This window comes from Blastococcus sp. SYSU DS0510 (assembly GCF_054050835.1).
The window spans coordinates 1-22,279 of record NZ_JBJHAC010000009.1 but is presented as its reverse complement, the minus strand read 5'-3'; the positions used below and the strand labels follow the sequence as shown (position 1 = coordinate 22,279).

Here is a 22,279-nt window from a genome sequence, read left to right as displayed (position 1 = left end):
GACCGCCGTCGGCTCATGGCACCCGCCGCTCCTGCCGATGCAGACGGTGCGCCGTACCGGACGGCGCACCGCGACCCGGCGGAGGGGGATGTGGCGAGAGCACCTGGCGAGCGCGAGCTGCCCCTCGACGTGCGCCGCAGCACGGGCTCGTCCGGTCGGGACGCCGCGCTCGTGGAGGCGGTGCTCGACGCCCTGGCCTCACCGACCGTGCTGCTCGACCCCGCCGGCCGGGTCGTGCTGGCGAACTCCGCGTGGACGGCGGCGGGGCAGGAGCGCCGGGCGCCGATCCTGCCGGGTGCGGACTACCACGACCTGGCCCTGCAGCTCTGCGGCGACGACGCCGCCCGCCGCCTGGTGCGCGAGCTCCGCGAGCTGGCCGACGGCGAGCGCGCCGAGGTGTCGGTCGACCGCTCGGTGCCCGACCCCACCGGCGCCGGCACGAGCTGGTTCCACGTGCAGGCCTCCCGCGTCGACCAGGCGGGCCACGTCGTCGTCACCCACGTCGACATCACCGCGCGTGTGCTGGCCGAGCGCGCCTCCTCCTGGCAGGCCCGCCACGACGCGCTGACCGAGCTGCCCAACCGCACTCACCTGCACGAGCTCATCGACGCCGAGCTGCGCCGCCCCGGCCGCCCCGCCGTCGCCGTGCTGTTCCTCGACGTCGACGGCTTCAAGGACGTCAACGACTCCCTGGGCCACGACGTGGGGGACGAGCTGCTGCGCCAGCTGGCGGGACGGCTGCTCGCCGTCACCCGCGGGCAGGACACCGTGGGCCGGCTCGGCGGTGACGAGTTCGTCGTCCTGTCCCGGGACTGCGAGGCCGACGGCGCCGAGCTGCTGGCGCAGCGCTGCCAGGCCACCTTCGAGCAGCCGTTCGACCTGGGCGGCCGCACGCACCGGCTCAGCGCCAGCATCGGCATCGCCGCCGTCCCCGCCGGCTCGCCCGCCGAGGTGCGCTCGACGGACCTGGTCCGGGACGCCGACCTCGCCATGTACGCGGCCAAGGCCGCCGGGCGCAACCGGGTGCGGGTGTTCAGCCCCGACCTGCGCGACAGCGTGCAGCGCAAGGTGCAGCTCGCCGCCGAGCTGCGGGACGCGATCAGCGACGGCCAGCTCCTGCTGCACTACCAGCCGGTGGTGGAGGTGGCGACGGGGCGGGTCACCGGTGCCGAGGCGCTCGTGCGCTGGCAGCACCCCGAGCGCGGGTGCATCGGGCCGTGCGACTTCGTGCCGGTGGCCGAGCAGCACGACCTGGTCATCCCGCTCACCCGCTGGGTGCTCGGGGAGGCGTGCCGGCAGACCGCGGCCTGGCGCGACGCGGGCGTCTCCGTCGTCACCGCGGTCAACGTCAGCGCCGCGCACCTGGTCACCGGCACGCTCGTCGACGACGTCCTGACCGGGCTGCAGGGCGCCGGCCTGGACCCCCGCCAGCTGGTCGTGGAGCTCACCGAGAGCAGCGCCGCGGAGGACCCGGCGCGCGCGGCGCAGCAGTTCCGGCGGCTGCGCGAGCTCGGGGTGGAGTCCGCGATCGACGACTTCGGCAGCGGCTACTCCTCGCTGAGCCAGCTCGTGTCCATCCCCACCGGGCTGCTGAAGATCGACCGCAGCCTGGTGACCGGTGGGGACGGGCCCGGCAGCCACGCCACCGCCGCCATCGCCGCGGTGGTCGGGCTCGCGGAGGCCTGCGGGATGCGCAGCCTCGCGGAAGGCGTGGAGACGGCCGCGCAGCTGCAGCGCGTCGTCGACCTGGGGTGCTGGTACGCCCAGGGCTTCCACCTCGGCCGGCCCATGTCGGCCGACGAGTTCCTCCGGTGGGCGCGGGCCAACGGCGGGCGGCTGGACCTCGCCGGCGGCTGAGGCGTTCCCTCGCCCGGACTCCGGTGACGCCGGCCACAACCGTCCGGGCGCTCGCTCGTTGTGCTCGGCGAACGGGGCGAGGACGCGCCCCCTGCCCCGAGGAGACACCCGATGCCGAGGTCCCGGCTGCTGACCGCACTGACCGCTGCGCTGGCCACCGCCCTGCTGGGCGGGGGCGTGGCCGCGGCGGCGCCGTCGACGGGGGAGTACGCCCCGCTCGACCAGCGCGGCCCCGCGCTGTCGGTGGCGAAGGCCGACCTCGAGGCGAGCCTCACCTGCAACGGACCGCTGCGCGACCTGCGGCAGGACCCGATCCTGCTCGTGCCCGGCACCACGATGGACCCGTACGTCGGGTTCGACTGGAACTACATGCGGGCCTTCGACCAGCGCGGCTGGCGCTGGTGCGCGGTCACCCTGCCGCACGACGCCACCGGCGACATCCAGGTGGCCGGCGAGCACCTGGTGCACGCCATCCGCACCGTGAGCCGGGAGGCCCGGCGCGAGGTCGACGTCGTGGGCTGGAGCCAGGGCGGGATGGTGCCCCGCTGGGCGCTGCGCTTCTGGCCCGACACCCGCGCCCTCGTCGACGACCTCGTGGGCCTCTCGCCGTCCAACCACGGCACGGTGCTCGCCGACACCTCGTGCAGCACCGGGCCCTGCACGCCGGCCAACCACCAGCAGGCCTCGCAGTCGGAGTTCCTGGAGGCGCTCAACAGCGGGGCGGAGACCTTCGACGGGGTCGACTACACCGTCGCCTACACCGCCGCCGACGAGATCGTCGTCCCCAACACCCCGCCGGTGGCCAGCTCCGCGCTGCGCACCGGCGCCGGCCGGATCGCCAACATCGCGACCCAGGAGGTCTGCCCGGCCAATGCCGCGGACCACTTTGCGATCGGCAGCTACGACCCGGTCGGCTACGCGATCGTGGTCGACGCGCTCACCCACGACGGACCGGCGGTGCGCGGGCGCATCCCGCTGACCACCTGCGCCCAGGTGTTCCAGCCGGGGGTCGACCCGGCGGCCTTCACCGCCGACTACGCGGCCTTCGTCGGCTACGCGCTCGACGACGAGGGGAACGCCCCCGAGGTCGACGACGAGCCGCCGCTCGCGCCCTACGTGTACGCCCGCCGCTGACCCCCCAGCGCCGGGCGGTCACCTCAGCCGGGTTCGCCCCGTGCCTTGCGGCGCACGATGATCACCAGGTCGACGGCCGCGATCACGGCGAGCACGAGCAGGACGACGCCGGGCCAGGTCGGGAGGTCCTCGACGGCGAGCCAGCCCAGCCCCGCCAGCAGGCAGAAGACCAGGCCGAAGCCGGCGAGGAACAGCCGCAGGGTGAGCGCGGAGCGGGCCGGGCGCGCCCCGCCGATGCCGGCCGTGGGGTCGTGGTGGTCGGGCAGGCCGCGCGCGTAGTCCTCCCGCGAGCGGGGCCGGTCAGGTTCGCTCATGGCACGCCTGCCTACCCGGGGCGGGGGCGCACTACCCTGGGTCGACGTGGCCGCTGACTTCTCCGTCGTCCTGGACGAACTCGACACGACCCTGAAGTCGATCGAGGCCGTCCTCGACGTCGACCGACTCCGCCGGGAGGTCGCCGAGCTCGAGCTCCAGGCGGCCGCCCCCGACCTCTGGGACGACGTCGAGGCCGCGCAGGCGCTGACCTCCAAGCTCTCCTACATGCAGGGCGACGTGCGCCGGGTCGAGGAGCTGCGGAGCCGGCTCGAGGACGTCGGGCTGCTGCACGAGATGGCCGCCGAGGAGAACGACGAGGCCACGACGGCCGAGGCCGAGCGGGAGCTGGAGAGCCTGCGCAAGGCGATCGACGAGCTCGAGGTGCGCACCCTGCTCTCCGGCGAGTACGACTCCCGCGAGGCGCTGGTGACGATCCGGTCCGAGGCCGGCGGCGTCGACGCGGCCGACTTCGCCGAGATGCTCATGCGCATGTACCTGCGCTGGGCCGAGCGCCACAAGTACCCGACCGAGGTCCTCGACATCAGCTACGCGGAGGAGGCCGGCATCAAGTCGGCCACCTTCTCGGTCAAGGTGCCCTACGCCTACGGCACCCTCTCGGTCGAGCAGGGCACCCACCGGCTGGTGCGCATCTCCCCCTTCGACAACCAGGGCCGCCGGCAGACCTCGTTCGCCGGCGTCGAGGTGCTGCCCGTCGTCGAGCAGACCGACCACGTGGAGATCCCGGAGAACGAGATCCGGGTCGACGTCTTCCGCTCCTCGGGCCCCGGCGGGCAGAGCGTGAACACCACCGACTCCGCCGTCCGGATGACCCACATCCCGACCGGCATCGTGGTGTCCTGCCAGAACGAGAAGAGCCAGATCCAGAACCGCGCCGCGGCGCTGCGGGTGCTCCAGGCCCGGCTGCTCGTCGTCCGCCAGCAGGAGCAGAAGGCGGAGATGGACGCGCTCAAGGGGGAAGGGAGCAGCTGGGGAAACCAGATGCGCTCCTACGTGCTGCACCCCTACCAGATGGTCAAGGACCTGCGGACCGAGCACGAGACCGGCAACACGACCGCGGTGCTCGACGGCGACATCGACGCGTTCATCGAGGCCGGCATCCGGTGGCGCCGCCAGCAGGAGACGGCCGCCGCCTAGCGGCTCCGGGTGCCGTTCCGGCCCGTCGCGGCGGATGCCAGGGAACTCACAGTCGGGCGCCGGCGGAGCCGGATGCGACTGTCCGTCACCGGGTGACCTGGCCGTTGCCGCCGCCCTGGTGACGCAGGGCGAGAACGAGTCCGGTGCGTTCCGTGGCGATCGGGCCGCAGAGGCCCCCGGGACTAGTACCGTGGCGCCTCGTGATCGAAATGCAACACGTCACCAAGCTGTACCCGGCCAGCGGCCGGCCCGCCCTCGACGACGTCTCAACGGAGATCGACAAGGGCGAGTTCGTCTTCCTCATCGGGTCCTCGGGGTCGGGCAAGTCGACCTTCCTGCGGCTGCTGCTGAAGGAGGAGGACCCGACGTCGGGCACGATCACGGTGAACGGCCAGACGCTGCACACGCTCAGCAAGTGGAAGGTGCCCAAGCTGCGCCGGACCATGGGCTGCGTCTTCCAGGACTTCCGCCTGCTGCGCAACCGCACGGTGGCCCAGAACGTCGCCTTCGCCCTCGAGGTGATCAACAAGCCGCACCGGACCATCAAGCGGGTGGTCCCCGAGGTGCTGGAGATGGTCGGGCTCGAGGGGAAGGCAAACCGGCTCCCCGGCGAGCTCTCCGGTGGTGAGCAGCAGCGGGTCGCGATCGCCCGCGCGTTCGTCAACCGGCCGCTGGTCCTCCTGGCCGACGAGCCGACCGGCAACCTCGACCCGGAGACGAGCGAGGGCATCATGCTGCTGCTCGAGCGGATCAACCGGACCGGCACCACGGTGCTCATGGCGACGCACGACTACCACATCGTCGACTCCATGCGGCGCCGCGTCATCGAGCTCAACGGGGGAGCCCTCACCCGCGACCAGTCGCGCGGTGTCTACGGCGTGGGCCGCTAGCAGCGCCCGCCGCACCGCCGCCGATCGCGTCTCAACGCACTCCACGACAGGGAATCCATGCGCGTCAACTTCGTGCTCTCCGAGGTGGCCACCGGGCTTCGTCGCAACCTGACCATGACGGTCGCGATGATCCTGACGACGGCCATCTCGCTCGGCCTCATGGGCACCGGCCTGCTCATCGCCGGGATGATCTCCGAGATGAAGGAGATCTACTACGACAAGGTGCAGGTCTCCATCTTCCTCGCCGACGACGTCACCGACGAGCAGCGGCAGGCGATCCAGACCGAGCTGGAGTCCTCCGACGAGGTCGCGAGCTTCCTCTACGAGTCGCGGGAGGAGGCGTACGCGCGCTTCCAGCAGCAGTTCAGCCAGCAGCCCGAGCTGGTCGCGAACACCCCGCCGGACGCGCTGCCGGAGAGCTTCCGCGTCGAGCTGGTCAACCCCGAGCGCTACGAGGTCATCGCCGCGCAGTTCCCCAACGGGGCGGACGGCGTCGACCAGGTGCGCGACGAGGGCGAGTTCCTCGACCGCCTGTTCAGCCTGCTCAACGGCGCGCGCAACGCGACGATCGCCGTCGCGGTGGTGCAGGCGCTCGCAGCCCTGCTGCTGATCTCCAACACCATCCAGCTCGCGGCGTTCAACCGGCGCAACGAGACCAACATCATGCGGCTGGTCGGCGCCTCCCGCTGGTACACCCAGCTGCCGTTCATCCTCGAGGCCGCGATCGCCGGTCTCATCGGTGGTCTGCTCGCCGCGGGCGGCCTGATCCTCACCAAGGTCCTCTTCATCGACCGCACCCTCTCCGGCCCGATCCGGGCGGGGATCATCCCGCAGGTCGAGTGGGACGCGATCATCACCAACAGCGTGATCGTCTCCGGGGTGGGCGTCGCCCTGGCCGGCATCGCCGCCTACGTGACGCTGCGGTTGTACGTAAGGTTGTAGGGAGGAAGGCGAGCCGCCCCGCGGGGCGGGTCGAGGAGCGGGGGCCGGAGGCCTCCGCGAGGAGGCCCGGGACGCGCTCGTCGCACAGGGGTACGGCACCTGGCCGCGGTGTCGTCCGGAGGACGACGGAGGAGCATTGCCGCGGGAGCAGGGGCGCAAGTTCATCGCCCAGAACAAGAAGGCGCGGCACGACTACTCGATCCTCGACACCTACGAGGTGGGCCTGGTGCTCACCGGCACCGAGGTGAAGAGCCTGCGGGCCGGCCGTGCCTCGCTCGTCGACGGGTTCGCCTCGATCGACGACGGCGAGGTGTGGCTGCAGCACGTGCACATCCCCGAGTACACGCAGGGCACCTGGACCAACCACGCCCCGCGCCGCAAGCGCAAGGTGCTGATGCACCGCGAGGAGATCGACAAGCTGATGGGCAAGACCCGCGAGGGCGGCCTGACGCTGGTGCCGCTGGACCTGTACTTCAAGGACGGCAAGGTCAAGGCGACCCTCGCCCTGGCCAAGGGCAAGAAGTCCTACGACAAGCGGCACGACCTCGCCGAGCGCGACTCGCGCCGGGAGATCCAGAAGGCGTTCGGCCGCTACGTGAAGGGCCGTCGCTGAGCCACGCCCGAGCGGCGTCCCGGCACGGGCTGACGGCGGCGCGCATACGGTGATGCCCATGAGAGGCATCGCCTACGACCGGTTCGGCGGGATCGACGTGCTGCAGCTGCGGGACGACCTGCCCGAGCCGCCCGTCGGCCCCGACACCGTGCTGGTGCGCACCCGCGCCGCCGGGGTCAACCCGGTCGACATCGGCATCCGCGAGGGCAACCTGGCCGGTTTCTTCCCGCACCACTTCCCGATCGTGCCGGGCTGGGACCTCGCCGGGGTGGTGGAGGCCGTCGGCCCCGCCGTCGTCGACTTCGCCCCCGGCGACGAGGTGTTCGGCTACCTGCGCCGGGACGACGTCCAGTGGGGGACGGCGGCCGAGCTCGTGCCGGCCCCCCAGCGCTGCGTGGCGCACAAGCCGGAGTCGCTGTCGTTCACCGAGGCCGGGGGCGTGCCGCTGGCCGGGCTCACCGCCTACCAGGCGCTCACCGAGGCGCTCTCCGTCGGCGAGGGCGACCGCGTGCTCGTCCACCGCGCCGCGGGTGGCGTCGGGTTCTTCGCCGTCCAGATCGCCGTCGCCCTCGGCGCGCACGTCATCGGCACCGCGAGCGCGCGCAACCACGGCTTCCTCACCGAGGCCGGCTGCGCCGAGGTGCTCGACTACTCCGCCGGCCCGATCAGCGGGCAGCTCTCGGAGCCCGTCGACGCGGTCCTGGACCTCAACGGCGGCGACACGCTCTCCGACGCACCGAAGCAGGTCCGCGACGTCTCCCGCATCGCCAGCGTGGTCGACCCCTCGGTCAACGGGATGGGCGGCCGCTACGTCTTCGTGCGCCCCGAGCGGCACGACCTCGAGGAGCTCGCGCGCATGGCCGACGCCGGCCAGCTGCGGGTCGCCGTCGCCAAGGCGTTCCCGCTGGCGCAGACCGCGCAGGCGCAGGAGCTCGTCGCGGGCGGGCACGTGCGCGGCAAGGTCGTCGTCACCCTCTGATGGCGATCCGGCCACCGGTCGACGACGGCGACGTCCCGCGGTACTGGCGCGAGCTGGGGCTGCCCGGGCTGGTCGACGTGCACGTGCACGTGCTGCCCGAGCGGGTCCAGGCCAAGGTCTGGCAGTACTTCGAGGCGGCCGGCACGCACTACGGCGCCGAGTGGCCGGTGGCCTACCGGCTGCCCGAGGAGGAGCGGCTCGCCGTCCTGGAGCGGCTGGGGGTCCGCGCCTTCCCGACGCTGCCCTACCCGCACAAGCCCGGCATGGCCACCTGGCTCAACGACTGGTCGGCCGGGTTCGCCGCGGGCCGCCCGCAGGTGCTCCAGTCGGCGACCTTCTTCCCCGAGCCGGGCGTCGCGGGCTACGTCGCCGAGGCGCTGGACCGGGGTGCCCGGGTGTTCAAGGTGCACGTGCAGGTCGGCGCCTTCGACCCGCGCGACCGGCTGCTCGACGAGGTCTGGGCGCGGCTCGAGGAGACCGGCACGCCGGTGGTCATCCACTGCGGCTCCGGGCCGCTGGCCGGCGAGCACACCGGGCCGGAGCCGATGGAAGGGGTGCTCGAGCGCTTCCCGCGGCTGCAGCTGGTGGTCGCGCACCTGGGCATGCCCGAGTACCGGGAGTTCCTCGACCTCGCCGAGCGGTACGAGCGGGTGCACCTGGACACGACGATGTTCGCCACCGACTTCACCGAGCAGCTCATGCCCTTCGACCGGGCCGACCTCCCGCGGCTGGCGGCCCTGCGCGACAAGGTGCTCCTCGGCAGCGACTTCCCGTCCATCCCCTACCCCTACGCCCACCAGCTCGCCGCGCTGCACCGGCTGGACCTGGGCGAGGAGTGGCTCCGCGCGGTCCTGTGGCGCAACGGCGCGCGGCTGTTCACGATCGAGGGGTGACCCCGAGCGCCCGGCTGACCGCGACCGTCCTCGGCATCCCGGACCCCCAGGGGCTGGCCCGCTTCTACCAGCGGCTGCTGGGCTGGCCGATCCGCGACGATGCGGCCTCGGTGCAGGGCCCCGCGCCGAGCGTGCGAGGGGTGGGGGGCACCGAGGTCCTTTCTCACGTGCCGCCGGTGTGGCCGCCGGAGCCGGGCACCCAGCAGATGCAGCTGCACCTCGACCTCCAGGTCGACGACCTCGACGCGGCCACGGCCGTGGCGGAGGAGGCCGGGGCACGCCGGGTGGGCGGCCACACCGACGACCGGGAGGACCTCCGAGTGTTCACCGACCCGGCGGGCCACCCGTTCTGCCTGTTCGTCCGGCTGTAGAAAACCGCTCGCCCCGGGCCGGGCGGCTGCCTACTCTCTGCAGCCGTGCCCGCTCTCCCCACCGTCCCCGACGGCCTCACCGTCCGCCCGCTGAGCAGCGACGACGTCCCGGCGGTGGCCGAGCTGCTGGTCGCGGCCGAGCCGCTCGACGACACCGGGGAGTTCCCCGACGCCGACGACGTCGCCGAGGAGTGGACCGGCTGGGGCGTCGACCCCGGGCGCGACGGGGTCGCCGTCACCGGCGCGGACGGCGCGCTCGTGGCCTACGCGGCGGTCGCGGCCAGCCCCACCTTCCGCGACTCCTTCCGCATCGAGCTCGACGGCCGGGTGCACCCCGACCGGCGCGGCCGGGGCATCGGCAGGGCGCTGCTGCGCTGGGAGCTCGCCCGCGGCGCGGAGGTGCACGCCGAGCGGCACCCGGAGGCCCCCGCGCAGCTGGTCGTGCGCGTCGCGGGTACCCAGTCGCGGCTGGAGCGGCTGGTCGAGCGCAGCGGGCTGACGGCGGAGCGCTGGTACCGCACGATGGAGCGTCGGCTCGCCGACCTGCCCGAGGCCCGCGGGGTCTCCGGCGCCGAGTTCGTCCCGTTCACCTGGGACCGCGACGACGAGGTGCGCCGGGCCCACAACGCGGCCTTCACCGAGCACCACGGGTCCAGCGAGCGCGACACGGAGTCCTGGCAACGGCTCTTCACCGGCAGCCGCGCGTTCCGCTCCGACCTCTCCGTGCTGGCGATCGCCGACGGCGCCGTCGCCGGCTACGTCCTGGCCTACGTGTACGAGGCCGACACCCGCGCCCGCGGCTACCGGGAGGTGGTGCTCGGCCAGATCGGCGTGCTCCCCGGTGCCCGGGGGCGCGGTCTGGCCTCGGCCATGATCGGCGGCAGCCTGCGCGCGGCCGCGTCGCGGGACTGCGCGGTGGCCGCCCTCGACGTCGACAGCGACAACGTCACCGGCGCGCTCCGGCTCTACGAGAGCCTCGGCTTCGCCACGGTGCGGACCCGCGTGGCGTGGTCCCGCTCACTGCCGCCGGTGGCCGCTGGCTAGGGTGCGCCCATGGTCAGCGCCGATCGAGCCGAGCCCGTCTTCGACCCCGCCCTCGTCGGCCGCGCCCACCGCGCGATCGACCCGCTGCACTCGCACCTGTACTTCGCGCCCGAGCAGGACGAGTACCTCGCTGCCCTCGGGCTGCGGCCGGGGCGGATGGTGTACTTCGCCGGCCGGTCGGCCGCCATGGGCGCCGTCGGCGCCGGCGTCGTGACGGCGACCTTCTACAACTTCGCGCCGTCGCTGGTGGCGCACATGATCCCGCGCGCCTGGACGCTCGCCACGCCCGAGCAGGTGGTCGCCGCCCGCCTGGAGGCGGCGCGGGCGTCGCTGACCCGGCTGCTGGGCGAGGAGATCGTGGGGTCCCCGGAGGTGGAGGAGCTGGCCGGGCTGCTGCGCGAGGCGAGCGCGGGGCTGAGCGCGGAAGGCCGGCCGCTCTACGCCGGGCACGCCGACCTGCCGTGGCCCGACGAGCCGCTGCTGGCGCTGTGGCACGGCACGACCCTGCTGCGCGAGCACCGCGGTGACGGGCACGTCGCCGTCCTGGTGCACGCCGGGCTGACCGGGCTCGAGGCGCTGATCACCCACTGCGCGACCGGCCGGGGGTTCACCGTCCCCGCGGCCAAGGCGACCCGCGGGTGGAGCGACGAGCAGTGGGACGCCGCGTGCGCGGCGCTGGCCGACCGGGGGCTGCTCGACGACGCGGGTCTGACCGAGGAGGGCGAGGAACTGCGCGCCCGCATCGAGGTGCGGACCGACGCGCTCGCCGCCGATCCGTGGCTGCAGCTGGGGGCGGAGAAGACCGCCCGGGTCGTCGAGCTGGGCAAGGGGATGTCCCGCGTCCTGACCGCCAACGGCGCGTTCGGCCAGGGGGTCTTCGGCCGCTGACCCGGCCCCGGCAGGCGCCGCGAGCGGGCGACTGGTGGGCCGTGGGGAGTGCTCCTAAGGTCGTGGCCGGGTCCAGCCCCGAGGGAGGCGCCATGACCGCGACCGAGCGCGAGCAGGGTGGCGTCCAGGCCGCCGCGCACGGCGGGCCCGGGTGGCAGCGGACCGACGTGGACGCTGCGTTCCGCGGCAGCGCGACGTACCGCAGCCTGGGCGAGCAGCAGCTCAGCCCGGCCGAGGAGCGGTTCGAGAAGGGCCGCCGCACCGTCGGCCTCTTCCTCGCGCCGCTGGTCACCCTCGTCTTCGCGCTGGTGCCGATCGACCTGCCCCGCGACCAGCACCTGCTGGCCGCGATCCTGCTCGGCGTCATCGTCCTGTGGATCACCGAACCGGTCCCGATCCCGATCGGCGGCCTCATCGGCGTCGGCGCGATCGCGGTGCTCGGTGTGGTGCCGGCCGACGACGCGCTGGCGCCGTTCGGGTCGACGACGGTCTTCACCTTCATCGGCGCGTTCATCCTCGCCGCGGCCATGCTCAAGCACGGGGTCGCGCGGCGGTTCGCGATGTTCATCCTGTCGCTGACGTGGGTCGGCGCCTCCACCGCGCGCGTGATCATCGCCTTCGGGTTCATCACCGCGGTGCTCTCGGCGTTCGTGTCCAACACCGCGACCGTCGCGATGCTGCTGCCCACCGCCATCGGCATCCTGTCGGTCATCGCCAAGCTGCTGCAGGACAAGGAGCTGGTGAAGCCCGACTTCGACCCGCTGCGCCTGCGGGTCGGCGTCGCGCTGATGCTGATGCTGGCCTACGGCGCCGGCGTCGGCGGCCTGCTCACCCCCGTCGGCAGCCCGCCGAACCTGATCGGCCGCGGCCTCATCGAGGAGGCGACCGGCGAGCGCATCGGCTTCCTCGACTGGATGCTCATGGCGCTGCCGATCTGCGCGCTGATGTTCGTCGCGCTCGTCATCGTGCTGCTGCTGGTCAACAAGCCGGAGATCAAGCGGATCGAGGGCGTGCACGAGTACGTGCAGAAGGAGCGGGGCGAGCTCGGCCCCTTCTCCGGCGCCGAGCGGAACACGCTCATCGCCTTCGGCGTCACCGTGGCGCTGTGGATCTTCCCCGGCGTCATCGCGCTGACCGCCGGGACCGAGTCCGACCTGTACGCGACGATCAGCGACCGCCTGGACGAGGGGATCGTCGCCGTCCTCGGGGCCTCGCTGCTGTTCCTGCTGCCCACGGACTGGAAGCGCCGGGAGTTCACGCTCAACTGGAGCGACGCCGCCACCATCGACTGGGGCACGATCCTGCTGTTCGGCACCGGCATCATCTTCGGCTCGCTGCTGGCGAGCACCGGGCTGGCCGAGACGATCGGCCAGGCCTCCGCCGACGGCCTGGGCCTCACCAGCACGATCGCGATCACCGTCTTCGCGGTGATCCTGGCGATCATCATCAGCGAGACGACGTCGAACACGGCGTCGGCCGCCGTCGTGGTGCCGATCATCATCCCGGTGGCCGTGGCCGCGGGCATCAACCCGTTCGTGCCGGCGCTGGCGGCGACCTTCGCGGCGTCGTTCGGGTTCATGCTCCCGGTGTCGACGCCGCAGAACGCGATCGTCTACGGCTCCGGCGTCGTGCCGATCACCAAGATGATCCGGTCCGGCATCTCCTTCGACGTCCTGGGCGCGATCCTCATCGTGCTGCTGCTCCCGCTGCTGGTCGACCTCGTCCTGGGTGCGGTGGGCTGACGCCACGGGCTCACCCGTGTGGGCGATCGCACGTCCGGCGATCGGCGCCGGACGTGGGACGATGGTCGACGGCCGAGAACGCACGGGCGAGGGCAGCCCGGACCGGGAGGGGGGACGTTGTGCGCAGCGAACCTCCCAGTACCGATCCCCAGTAGAAGGACCACCCTTCCCCCCACGCCTCGCAGGCTCGCCGCGGGCCCCTGAAGGGTGGCCGTTCAGCGCCTCGCCGCTTGCGCGAGCACCTGTCGCCCTCGCCGTCCCTCGCCCCGGGAGCCCGTCATGACCGAGCGCCGACTTGCGCCGCTGACCGCCCTGACCACGCTGACCCGCCGTCCCGCCCGGCCCGGACCGGCGCAGCCACCGAGTGGCGCCACGGCGTCCGCGGTGCTCTCCGACGCCCCGGCCGTGCCGTCGCGGATCGTGGACAACGCCGTGTACTCCGAGGGGCGCCGCGTGGCGACGCCGGACTCTCCTGCCGACAGCCGGGAGGAGCTCCTCCACGGGGAGGGGCGCCTGGCCTGGCTCGGGCTCTACCGGCCGGGCCCGGGCGAGCTGGGGACCCTCGCGGAGCTGTTCGACCTGCCGGAGCTGGCCGTCGAGGACGCGATCAAGGCCCACCAGCGGCCGAAGTTCGAGCGGTACGGCAGCACGGTGTTCGTCGTCCTCAAGGCCGCGCGGTACCTGGACGCCGCCGAGGAGGTCGAGTTCGGGGAGCTGCACCTGTTCCTCGGGCAGGACTTCGCGATCACCGTGCGGCACAGCGAGTCGCCCGACCTGTCCCGGGTCCGGCGCCGGCTGGAGAGCGACCCGGAGCTGCTGGCCAAGGGCAGCGAGTCGGTGCTGTACGCGACCCTGGACGCCGTCGTCGACGGGTACCGGCCGGTGGTCGACGGGCTGGCCAACGACATCGACGAGATCGAGACGCAGGTGTTCGGCGGGGACCCCGGCGTCTCCCGGCGCATCTACGAGCTCTCCCAGGAGGTGCTGGAGTTCCAGCGGGCGGCCCAGCCGCTGAGCGGCATCATCGCCGCGCTCACCGCGGGGTTCGACAAGTACGGCGTCGACGAGGAGCTGCGCAGCTACCTGCGCGACGTCGCCGACCACGTCATCCAGGTCAACGAGCGCGTGGAGGGCTTCCGGCTGCAGCTGCGCGACATCCTCACCGTGAACGCGACCCTGGTGGCGCAGCGGCAGAACGACGAGATCCGCGAGCTCACCGAGGCCTCGATCGCGCAGGGCGAGGAGGTCAAGAAGATCTCGGCCTGGGCCGCCATCCTGTTCGCGCCCACGCTGGTCGGCACGGTCTACGGCATGAACTTCGACCACATGCCCGAACTCGACGAGGTGTGGGGCTACCCGTTCGCGCTGCTGCTCATGGTCGGCGTCAGCCTGACGCTCTACCTGGTCTTCAAGCGCCGCGACTGGATTTGAGGACCCCGCTGCCCCCCGCCACTCGCAGGCTCGCGGCGGGACCCTGCAGCGGGGCAGCCGTTCCGTCAGGTCACCAGGGTGCCGCTGCCGGCGGTCAGCTCCCCGTAGGCGGCCGACAGCTGCCGCGTCAGGGCGCCCGGCTCCCCAGTGCCGATGCGCCGGCCGTCGACGGCGAGGACGGGCGTGAGCTCGCCCATCGTGCCGGTGACGAACACCTCGTCGGCCGCGTAGAGCTGGGTCGTCGAGAAGTCGCCGACCTCGGTGGGGAGGTCGGCCTCGGCGGCCAGCCGCAGCACGGTGGCGCGGGTGATGCCCTCGGGGCACGCGCCGGTCGTCGGGGTGCGGAGCACGCCGTCGGCCGCGAAGAAGACGTGCGTCGCGTTGGTCTCGGCGACGAAGCCGCGCGCGTCCAGCATCAGCGCGTCGTCGGCGCCGGCGACGTTGGCCTCGATCTTGGCGAGGATCGAGGTGAGCAGGTTGTTGTGGTGGATCTTCGGGTCGAGCACGTCGGGGGTGGGCCGGCGGACGCTCGACGTGATCAACGTGATGCCGCCGGTGTCGTAGACCGGCGGCTTGTGCTCGGCGAGCACGATGAGCGTCGGGCCGCTCCGGTTGAGCCGCGGGTCCATGCCGCTGGTCACCTTGACGCCGCGGGTCAGGGTGAGCCGGATGTGCACGCCGTCGGTCATGCCGTTGGCGGCCAGCGTGGCGCGGATCTGCTCGACGACCGCCGCGTCGTCCGGGATGTCGGTGAAGGCCAGCGCCTGCGCCGAGCGTCGGAGCCGGGCCAGGTGCTCCTCGAGCGCGAAGATGCGGCCGCGGTAGAGGCGCAACCCCTCCCACACCGCGTCCCCGCCCTGCACGACGGAGTCGAACGGGCTGACGCCGGCCTCGTCGCGGTGGGCCAGCCGGCCGTTCACGTTGACCACCAGGTCGCGGTTGCGCTCGTCGAACTGCTGCAGCACGGGGTCAGCTCCTCAGCCGGTTCTCGGCCAGCTCGTCGTAGTAGGGGAGGCACTCGGCGGCGAGACCGGCCAGCGACCCGGGCAGCTCGACGGGGGAGTCGCGGTACGGGCCGAAGCCGGTGGACGCCTCGACGCTCGCGTACCAGTGCGGCGCCCACACCCCGTCGCTGTCCCGCGGGCCGGGCCGCCAGGAGAGCATCCGCTCGTCGAACGGGACCTCCAGCGCCGAGCAGAGGGCGGTGAGCACGCCGCGCGGGTCGCGCAGCAGGTCGTCGGAGTCCACGACCGGTCCGCCGAAGCGCCGGTGCAGCGCGACCTGCTGGGCGAGGCCGAGGTCGGCCAGCGTGGGGCGCTCGCGCACCCGGGCGTAGGAGGCCAGCAGCCGGCGCGGGTCGCGGATCAGGAAGGCGTGCCGCAGCCCGGCGAAGGCGTCGAGCTCGACCTCGGGGAGCACGTGGTGGGTCATGTGCTTCTGATAGGAGATCGTGGCGCCGTCGGGAAGGTCGCCCTCGGTCAGCGTGCGGACGACGGTGCGCCAGTCGGTCGGCTGGCTGGCGACCACCTCGTCGCGGCCCGGGTGGTCCAGGCCGGTCGCAGCGAGGTAGTAGGCGTACAGCGGCTCGTCGACGACGACGGTGTCGGGGCGGTTCTCCCAGGCGCGCATCGTCGCCGTCGACAGGGTGCGGGGCCCCGACCACATCGCGATGCGCACCGGCGTCGTCGGCGTCCGGTCCGCACCCGTCATGCACGGCATCGTGCCCGACGAGGGGCCGGTCAGCGCGTCGTCCTCCTGGGGGAACACACCGCGGCCACCTGCCGTTACCCTGGTCGTACAACTACACAGGGGGTGATTGGTCTCGACTTCGGTCGGGTGTCCAGGGGAAGCGAGCCGAGGAAGCCAACGATGAGCTCGTTAACCACGCGTTGGAAACAACACAAGCGCCGACTCCAGTCAGCGCGAGTTCGCCCTCGCTGCCTAAGTAGCGAGGCGACTCTGTCAGCCCGGGTTCGTCATCGGCCCGGATCCTGGCATCAGCTAGATGACTCACCGTGAACGCCGGTCGCGGGCGTTCACGGGACATCTCACAGCGACTGGGCCCGTCACATCGACTTGTCCGCGAGATCGATGGGGTCGAGCAGAGGCAGTAGCGGACTGCGCTCGGAGAAGCCCTGGATATGCGTCGAAGGACGCGGGTTCGATTCCCGCCACCTCCACCAGGGGGTTCTCCCCGAAAAGCCTGATTCGTTTCCCCGAATCCGGTGATCAGGGAGAAGCCCAGGTCAACCCCCGTTTCACCACGTAGGGCCCGGTCATCTGACCGGGCCCCACGTGCGTCTGTGCCCGAGCCTCTGGCTCTCGGTTGGCGTAGGCCGGCGCCGTGACGGGTCAGCCCGACCGGCGGAAGCGCAGCCAGCCAGGCCACCGCGGCCACCGCCGGGCGTGCTCCTGTTCGATCAGCAGGTCCGCGAGCGACGCAGGGTCCTCCGCGAGCGCCGGGTCCATCGCCACCCGCGGCTGAACCAGGAAGGTCCGCAGCCGCTCCCGCAGCTCCTCCGGCCTCTTCTCGTCGGTGGGCGTCAGCACCACCCGCTGGTCGCGGACCGACGGACTGATGACGGTGCCGTCGTCGCCGAAGAAGACGTACTCGTCGTTCTCGACGTCGATCGCCTCGAAGTAGCCCTCGGCAGCGGCCAGCGATTCGGAGGCGTAGACCTCGTGCGGCCCCTCGAACGCGTAGATCCTCATCGGTAGCTCGCCACCTCCGTCTCGGGCCCGCAGTGCAGTCGGACGGTACCGGCGGTGACCACGCCGGCACGGAACCCCGCGCTGCTCCATCTGCCCCCATGACGCCGCGTTGGCCAGCGCGGCGGCCGGCGTGGGGCACCATCGCGGCGTGACTGCTGCCCCCGGCCCGGACGACCCTCGAGCGCTGGTGTCCCAGCTGTGGGAGCACCACCTGCGTGATCCCTTCCCCGCTCGACTGCGTGGTGAAGAACTCGCGGGCGTCGACATGGTCATGCTCGACGCCGACGTCGCCGGCTGTGTCGACACGTGGCTTCACGGCAGCGGTCCGCTCGACCGGGGCAGGCTCGCCCTGCTACGAGACCTCGCACATGACCTCGATGGCGTCCTGCCGCTCCTCGATGATCAGCACGAGAGCGCGTACTACGGGCGGTTGCGGGATGTTGCTCGCGTTCTGCTGGAGGTAGCGAGCTGAGTCGAGGATCCGACACCCGCGTGGGACCAGTAGCCATCGACGCGTTGCCGACGGACGTTCTCGGTCTGGGAGTCGGCGCGTTCCTGGCACAAGCTGAGGACGCGACGTAAGAGCAGTGAGCTCCCTACGGTGCGCCCGTTCGAACCCCGAGAACGGAGATCACCGTGAACCACACCCGGAACCGACAGCTGCTGACCGGCGTGGCCCTGACCTTCTCGCACAGCCTCGACCTGCCCGGGCCTACGTCCGGGCCACGGATCACCGGACACGCGGTCCACCCGGACTCGTGGTTCGTCGCACTCTGCGGAAGCCCCCTCTCGGAGCTACCGGATGGCGAGTCCTCCTGGGCGCATGACGACGTGACCCCCCGGTGCTCGACCTGCGTCCAGCTCGGCGCCTGAAGACCGGGCCCTTTGTGCGTCTGCGTGGCGCTCTCCGGCTGTGCCGTCAAGACGATGTGGGGCCCGACCGGATGGTCGGGCCCCTCATCGTGGTGGTGCTCCTACGCCGCGGCGGGCAGGTCGGCGTCCTCGCTGTTGGAGCCGCTGATCTCCGCCAGCCAGTGGCCCTCCCACTGCGCGCGCTCCGCCGCCGTGAGCATGGTGAAGCCGTGCACCCAGCTCGTCGGCTCGTGCAGCGGGTGCTGCGCGTAGAGGCGGAGCAGCTGGTTGTCCGGGCAGTGCTTGCTGGCCCGGGCGTGCCAGTTCTCCAGCTCGCGCAGGTTGTAGGCGACGACGGCGGCGGTGAGGCCGAGCGTGACCAGGGCGCGGCCGGTGAACTGCATGTAGCCCCGGTGGATGTTGCCGGTGGCGTAGTTCTTCATGTTGCCGAAGACGCCCTCGACGTAGGTGCGCCGGTTCCAGGACAGCAGCCACTCGGGGCTGCCCCAGTACTCCTCCTGGTGGTACTTCATGTGCGCGCCGGCCTCAACGGTGACCGGGTTGCCGGAGCAGAACCTCAGCTCCGTGGCGGGCGGGGTGATGATCGGCAGGCCCTTCTCGCGGGCGATCTCGACGCTGTCGTCGATGCGGGGGGCACCCGGCGGTGCCGGCCGCGGCGGGGCAGAGCCAGCGGGTGGTGCTGTCGCCGCCGGGGCCGCGGCCGTTGCCCGACCAGGCGGTCTTGTGCCGCTTGAGGGCGTACTGCCGCCGCTCGGCGATGGCCTCGTCGTGGACGTCGAACTCCTTCTTCGCAGCGCCCTTGCCGGGGCGGGGCAGCTTCCACAGGTGCTGCGGCGGCTGGCAGTGCGGGGTGCCGGCGAGGATGACCGCGCCCTCGTAGTCGACCGGGCGGTGGTCGTTCTCCCGCAGGTCGAGCACGGGGCGGACCTTGAGCTGCCAGAGCGCGCGGGCCCAGCGCTCCCACTTCTTGTAGCTGTAGTGGCGGTCGCCGAGCAGGTCCTCGACCGGTGCGCCGCGGGCGATGCGCTTCTTCACCAGCGCCAGGCTGGGCTCGACGATGTCCTCGGCCGGGGCGGTGATGGCGAACTCCTCGATCAGGTTGGGCTCGCGGTAGCGCTCGGCCTTGCTCGCCTTCTTGCCACGGCCGACGGCGGGCACGCGGACCAGGGCGTGCAGCGAGTAGCCGAAGAACGAGGCGCGCTTGCCGGTCTTGTGCGTCTTGACGCCCCACGCGGCGAACCAGCAGCGCTTGCCGAGCTTCTTCTTCGGCGTCTTGTCCTCCTCGTGGCCGTTGCGGGTCGATTCCTCCGCGGCGGCGGAGTCGCCGGCCGTATCCATACCCGTGCGGGTGTCGGGGACGAAGTCGGGGTCGTCCTCGTCGACGTCGGCCGGCTCGTCGGCGCCGGCGGCAGGGACGGCGTTGATGGCCTCATTGCGCACGTCGTCCTCGTCGGCGTCGGGGTCGTGCTTGAGCGCCGCGCCGATCGTCTTCTCCAGCTTGGCGCGCTCCTCGGCGGCGAGGTTGGCGTCCTCATCGTTCGGGTCGACGAGCGGCAGGTTCTCCGGCTTCCGGCCGCCCTTGATCCACGACCACACACCGCTCTCGTCGATGGCCACCGAGGTACCGGTGAGGGGCAGGACGTGGGTGGCGTAGAGGAACGCGTCCTTGATGTCGTCGAGCAGGGCGAGCCGTTCGGCGACCTCGTCGTCGGTGAGCGCGAGCTCGGGGTCGACGTCGAGGTGCTCGCGGATGTTGTCGATCAGCGTGTACAGCTGCTTGGCGGTCAGTGTGCGCAGCTCCGGCTTGCCGTGCCGGCTCGTCCAGTACTGGATCCCTAGATCGCGCTGCATCTGCAGCGGAAGGCCGGACAGCGCCAGCGTGAGCAGGTCCTTGACCTGAACGCGGCCATGACCTGCGGCGACGAAGAGCAGGATCATGAACAGCCGTACCGTCAGGCCCTGGCGCTTCACCCCGCGCTTGTCCGGGCGGATCTTCTCCTCGATGACCTCCACGGCCAGCCGAGGCGGGGCCGGGTCCTCGACCGGGGTGACGACGCCGTTGTCGTCCACGTGCGGGCGCTGCGGCATGTAGGCGTGGTCGACGATCCAGGTGGCGTGCTCGATGGCGGTGATGGTCGCCGCGACGTCGGTGGCGCTCACTGGGCACCCCCGTCGCGCAGCGCCACTGCGCCGGCGGTAGCGGTGCTGGTGTCGAGGTGGGGGAGCAGGTCGAACAGGGTGCGGGTGCTCTTCAGCCCGGCGGCGGTGAGGATGACTGCCAGCGGCACGGGGCGGGTCATCAGCGTGGCCAGCCAGGTGGTGCGCAGCCGGGACTGCTCGAGCTTCGGCAGCGAGCCGAGCAGGACGGCGTCGGCGTAGACGGCGGCGGCGACGTTGCGGCGGGTCTTGACCCGGCCGATCAGCGGCTGCCCGTCGCGCAGGCCCTGCAGGCCGCGGCGGACCAGCTGCTCGTAGTCGCGCAGCACCCACACCTCGCGGGCGTGCGGGCCGGGCACCTGGATGCGGATGCCGTCGTCGCCGTGGTCGGTGACGCAGGTGGTGTCGAGCAGCTTCAGGTCGGGGCTGTCGATTCCGGCGCCGGCGCCGAGGCCGACGCACAGGCACAGCCGCCGCACCAGCTCCTCGGTGGGCTGGACCTGGATGACCCGGATCAGCGCCTGCATCTCGCCGTTCCTGTACGGCGGCTTGATCGCCTCGCGGGGGATGACGACGCCCTTGTGCGGGGCCTGCTCGGGGTTGAGGTGGTCGCTGATGACCCGCAGCCGGGAGCGGCGGTCCGAACGGCTCTTCTCGCTGCAGGCGGGCATGCCGGTGCGGGCGTACTCGTCGACGTCGTGACGGTTTATCGCGTCGCGCGGGTCGAGGGTCAGGCCGCGCTGGTGGCGCCAGGCGCCGTAGTGGGCCAGGTGGGTGACGTGCTTGCGCAGCGCCTCGTCGCCGCGGATCTGCGACAGCAGCAGCGTCTGCTCGCAGAAGGACAGAAGCGGGGCCGGCCACAGCCGGCGCAGGGTGTCGTCCTGCGGTCGGTAAGTGGCGCTCAGCCAGGTGGTGAACTCGGCCGGCAGGGGCGCCGGGCCGGCGGCGCGCTCGGCGGCGCGCTGGGCGCGCAGCCGCCGGACCTCGGCGGCGCTGATCTTGCGGGGGGACATGGACGGTCTCCGATGCCTCGGTGGGCGACCGCCCCCGGGCGGGGCGGCGGCCGCTCCGGGAGGGGCGGCGGCTCAGGACCGTGCGGGGGTTCGCGTCGGCGGCAATCACCGGCGGAAAGGCCTGAAGTAGGAGGTCACAGACGCGTCAGGGCCGGTCCGAGACGTGGTCTCGGGCCGGCCCTGACGCCGTGGTGGATCGTTCAGCCGCGCAGCAGCCGCCGAGCCTGCTCGGCATCGACCGCGGGAAGGTGCCCGGCGGCGTTCTCCAGGTCGGCGCGGGTCAGGCCGCACGACTGGGCGATCTGCGCGAGCGGTCGCGGCGTGGACAGCTGCATGGCGACCCACGTGGCACGGAGCCGGGCGGCGGTCAGCGTGACGCCGGCGTCCTGCGCTGCCGCGCGGGCGCGCGCCCACTCCTCCTGGCTGAACTCCCGCGGGGACACGAGCGCGGTCCACCGGTCGTCCATCCGCAGGGCGTCGGCGACGGCGCGCAGCGTCTCCGTGTCAGGCGGCGGCGTGCCGATCGCGGCGGGCACCACGAGCCCCGCGCCGAGGCCGCGGGCCAGCGCTGCCGCCAGCGGTGCGCAGCCGAACGCCGTTGCGGCCAGCTTGTCCAGCTCGGCCGCCGTGTACGACTGCGGGCCGGCACGGCCCGGCCCGTGGACGACGCGCGGCGCGTCGCCGGCGGCGGCCTTGAGTGCGCGACCCAGCTGGCCGCGGCGGTTCTGCCGCGTCTTGTGGCTCACCTTGCCGTCGCTGTCGATCAGGAACCGGTTGACCAGGTCCTCGGTGAGCACCTCGGCGAGGTCGACCGAACCGACGACCTTGTCGGTGAAGGCGAGGAACGCGCAGGTAATGCTCATCTGCGTCTTGGCGTCCTCCCGCGACGGCGGCTCCGTGGCCGCGCAGGAGGTCCACACCTCCTCGCAGCAGCGCGCCCACTGCTGGCTGGTGAGCAGCCGCTGCGGGACGAACGTGGGGATGTAGGCGGCGACCTCCGGGGACAGCTTCGCGGCCAGGTGGGCGGGCAGGTTGAACACGGTCGAGCTCCAGGGCAAAGGGCCGCGGGGATGCGGCCGGGCACTGGGCACGGTCCGAGCAGGAGGCAGAACGTCAATCGTCCGTGAGCGGCACGGCAGGGGTGTCCGGACAGCAGCGTGGGGGGGGGGGGGGGGGGGGGGGGGGGGGGGGGGGGGGGGGGGGGGGGGGGGGGGGGGGGGGGGGGGGGGGGGGGGGGGGGGGGGGGGGGGGGGTCGACTCGCCGGGTTCG

Annotated in this window: 22 protein-coding genes and 1 other RNA gene; 15 read left to right on the top strand and 8 right to left on the bottom strand. The window is 72.6% G+C overall.

Annotation, left to right across the window (positions count from 1 at the left end):
• Positions 1-90: 90 nt before the first annotated feature.
• Together ACI79P_RS09120 and ACI79P_RS09115 are read left to right on the top strand one after the other, a co-directional pair.
• Entirely contained in the window at positions 91-1,857 is a 1,767-nt protein-coding gene (locus tag ACI79P_RS09120) for a putative bifunctional diguanylate cyclase/phosphodiesterase (RefSeq protein WP_456580720.1), read from the top strand.
• A gap of 111 nt (positions 1,858-1,968) precedes the next feature.
• On the top strand, positions 1,969-2,991 hold the full coding sequence (locus ACI79P_RS09115; RefSeq protein ID WP_456580719.1) for a lipase family alpha/beta hydrolase: 1,023 nt from the start codon (positions 1,969-1,971) through the stop codon (positions 2,989-2,991).
• 23 nt (positions 2,992-3,014) lie between these two features.
• On the opposite strand, the gene ACI79P_RS09110 is transcribed toward ACI79P_RS09115, so the two are convergent.
• Entirely contained in the window at positions 3,015-3,305 is a 291-nt protein-coding gene (locus ACI79P_RS09110) for a DUF6343 family protein (protein WP_456580718.1), read from the bottom strand.
• A gap of 46 nt (positions 3,306-3,351) precedes the next feature.
• Here ACI79P_RS09110 and prfB point away from each other — a divergent pair, with 46 nt between their 5' ends.
• The 11 genes from prfB (at position 3,352) to ACI79P_RS09055 (ending at position 14,254) form a co-directional block, all read left to right on the top strand.
• Positions 3,352-4,461: a peptide chain release factor 2 gene (gene prfB, locus ACI79P_RS09105; protein WP_456580717.1), complete on the top strand. Its 1,110-nt coding sequence runs from the start codon at positions 3,352-3,354 to the stop codon at positions 4,459-4,461.
• A gap of 209 nt (positions 4,462-4,670) precedes the next feature.
• Entirely contained in the window at positions 4,671-5,351 is a 681-nt protein-coding gene (gene ftsE / locus ACI79P_RS09100) for a cell division ATP-binding protein FtsE (protein ID WP_456580848.1), read from the top strand.
• A gap of 57 nt (positions 5,352-5,408) precedes the next feature.
• Positions 5,409-6,293 carry a permease-like cell division protein FtsX gene (gene ftsX / locus ACI79P_RS09095; RefSeq protein WP_456580716.1) on the top strand — a complete coding sequence of 295 codons (885 nt, stop codon included), beginning with the start codon at positions 5,409-5,411 and terminating at the stop codon, positions 6,291-6,293.
• A 136-nt stretch (positions 6,294-6,429) separates the two neighbouring features.
• Positions 6,430-6,906 (top strand): SsrA-binding protein SmpB, encoded by a 477-nt coding sequence (gene smpB / locus ACI79P_RS09090; RefSeq protein ID WP_091930005.1) that lies wholly within the window; start codon positions 6,430-6,432, stop codon positions 6,904-6,906.
• Between the two features lie 58 nt (positions 6,907-6,964).
• A complete protein-coding gene (locus ACI79P_RS09085; protein WP_456580715.1) occupies positions 6,965-7,885 on the top strand; it encodes an NADP-dependent oxidoreductase in 921 nt (306 codons plus the stop codon).
• Positions 7,885-8,778 carry an amidohydrolase family protein gene (locus ACI79P_RS09080; RefSeq protein WP_456580714.1) on the top strand — a complete coding sequence of 298 codons (894 nt, stop codon included), beginning with the start codon at positions 7,885-7,887 and terminating at the stop codon, positions 8,776-8,778. Before ACI79P_RS09085 ends, ACI79P_RS09080 begins: the two co-directional genes overlap by 1 nt.
• Positions 8,775-9,149: a VOC family protein gene (locus ACI79P_RS09075; protein WP_456580713.1), complete on the top strand. Its 375-nt coding sequence runs from the start codon at positions 8,775-8,777 to the stop codon at positions 9,147-9,149. Before ACI79P_RS09080 ends, ACI79P_RS09075 begins: the two co-directional genes overlap by 4 nt.
• Before the next feature lie 45 nt (positions 9,150-9,194).
• Complete coding sequence (locus ACI79P_RS09070) at positions 9,195-10,193, top strand: GNAT family N-acetyltransferase (protein ID WP_456580712.1); 999 nt, start codon at positions 9,195-9,197, stop codon at positions 10,191-10,193.
• Positions 10,194-10,202: 9 nt separating this feature from the next.
• Entirely contained in the window at positions 10,203-11,081 is an 879-nt protein-coding gene (locus ACI79P_RS09065; RefSeq protein ID WP_456580711.1) for an SCO6745 family protein, read from the top strand.
• A gap of 92 nt (positions 11,082-11,173) precedes the next feature.
• Entirely contained in the window at positions 11,174-12,823 is a 1,650-nt protein-coding gene (locus tag ACI79P_RS09060; RefSeq protein ID WP_456580710.1) for an SLC13 family permease, read from the top strand.
• Between the two features lie 279 nt (positions 12,824-13,102).
• Positions 13,103-14,254, top strand: coding sequence for a magnesium and cobalt transport protein CorA (locus ACI79P_RS09055; protein ID WP_456580709.1), 1,152 nt, complete (start codon positions 13,103-13,105; stop codon positions 14,252-14,254).
• Between the two features lie 65 nt (positions 14,255-14,319).
• Here ACI79P_RS09055 and ACI79P_RS09050 read toward each other — a convergent pair whose 3' ends face one another.
• Together ACI79P_RS09050 and ACI79P_RS09045 are read right to left on the bottom strand one after the other, a co-directional pair.
• The gene (locus tag ACI79P_RS09050; protein WP_456580708.1) at positions 14,320-15,219 is read right to left on the bottom strand and encodes an aminotransferase class IV; all 900 of its coding nucleotides are present in this window, start codon (positions 15,217-15,219) and stop codon (positions 14,320-14,322) included.
• Between the two features lie 4 nt (positions 15,220-15,223).
• Positions 15,224-15,964 carry a sulfotransferase-like domain-containing protein gene (locus ACI79P_RS09045; RefSeq protein WP_456580707.1) on the bottom strand — a complete coding sequence of 247 codons (741 nt, stop codon included), beginning with the start codon at positions 15,962-15,964 and terminating at the stop codon, positions 15,224-15,226.
• Positions 15,965-16,062: 98 nt separating this feature from the next.
• On the opposite strand from ACI79P_RS09045, the gene ssrA reads away from it, so the two are divergent.
• Positions 16,063-16,437, top strand: a transfer-messenger RNA (tmRNA) gene (gene ssrA, locus ACI79P_RS09040).
• 169 nt (positions 16,438-16,606) lie between these two features.
• On the opposite strand, the gene ACI79P_RS09035 is transcribed toward ssrA, so the two are convergent.
• Entirely contained in the window at positions 16,607-16,966 is a 360-nt protein-coding gene (locus tag ACI79P_RS09035; protein WP_456580706.1) for a hypothetical protein, read from the bottom strand.
• Positions 16,967-17,114: 148 nt separating this feature from the next.
• Between ACI79P_RS09035 and ACI79P_RS09030 the strand changes: the two genes are divergently transcribed.
• A complete protein-coding gene (locus tag ACI79P_RS09030) occupies positions 17,115-17,438 on the top strand; it encodes a hypothetical protein (RefSeq protein WP_456580705.1) in 324 nt (107 codons plus the stop codon).
• 502 nt (positions 17,439-17,940) lie between these two features.
• Here ACI79P_RS09030 and ACI79P_RS09025 read toward each other — a convergent pair.
• The 4 genes from ACI79P_RS09025 to ACI79P_RS09010 all read right to left on the bottom strand — a co-directional run bounded on the left by ACI79P_RS09025 (position 17,941) and on the right by ACI79P_RS09010 (position 22,049).
• A complete protein-coding gene (locus ACI79P_RS09025; protein WP_456580704.1) occupies positions 17,941-18,351 on the bottom strand; it encodes a hypothetical protein in 411 nt (136 codons plus the stop codon).
• Positions 18,352-18,364: 13 nt separating this feature from the next.
• Positions 18,365-19,999, bottom strand: coding sequence for a hypothetical protein (locus ACI79P_RS09020; protein WP_456580703.1), 1,635 nt, complete (start codon positions 19,997-19,999; stop codon positions 18,365-18,367).
• Positions 19,996-21,009 (bottom strand): hypothetical protein, encoded by a 1,014-nt coding sequence (locus ACI79P_RS09015; RefSeq protein ID WP_456580702.1) that lies wholly within the window; start codon positions 21,007-21,009, stop codon positions 19,996-19,998. The genes ACI79P_RS09020 and ACI79P_RS09015 overlap by 4 nt, the downstream gene beginning before the upstream one ends.
• Before the next feature lie 200 nt (positions 21,010-21,209).
• Entirely contained in the window at positions 21,210-22,049 is an 840-nt protein-coding gene (locus tag ACI79P_RS09010) for a hypothetical protein (protein ID WP_456580701.1), read from the bottom strand.
• Positions 22,050-22,279: the final 230 nt, after the last annotated feature.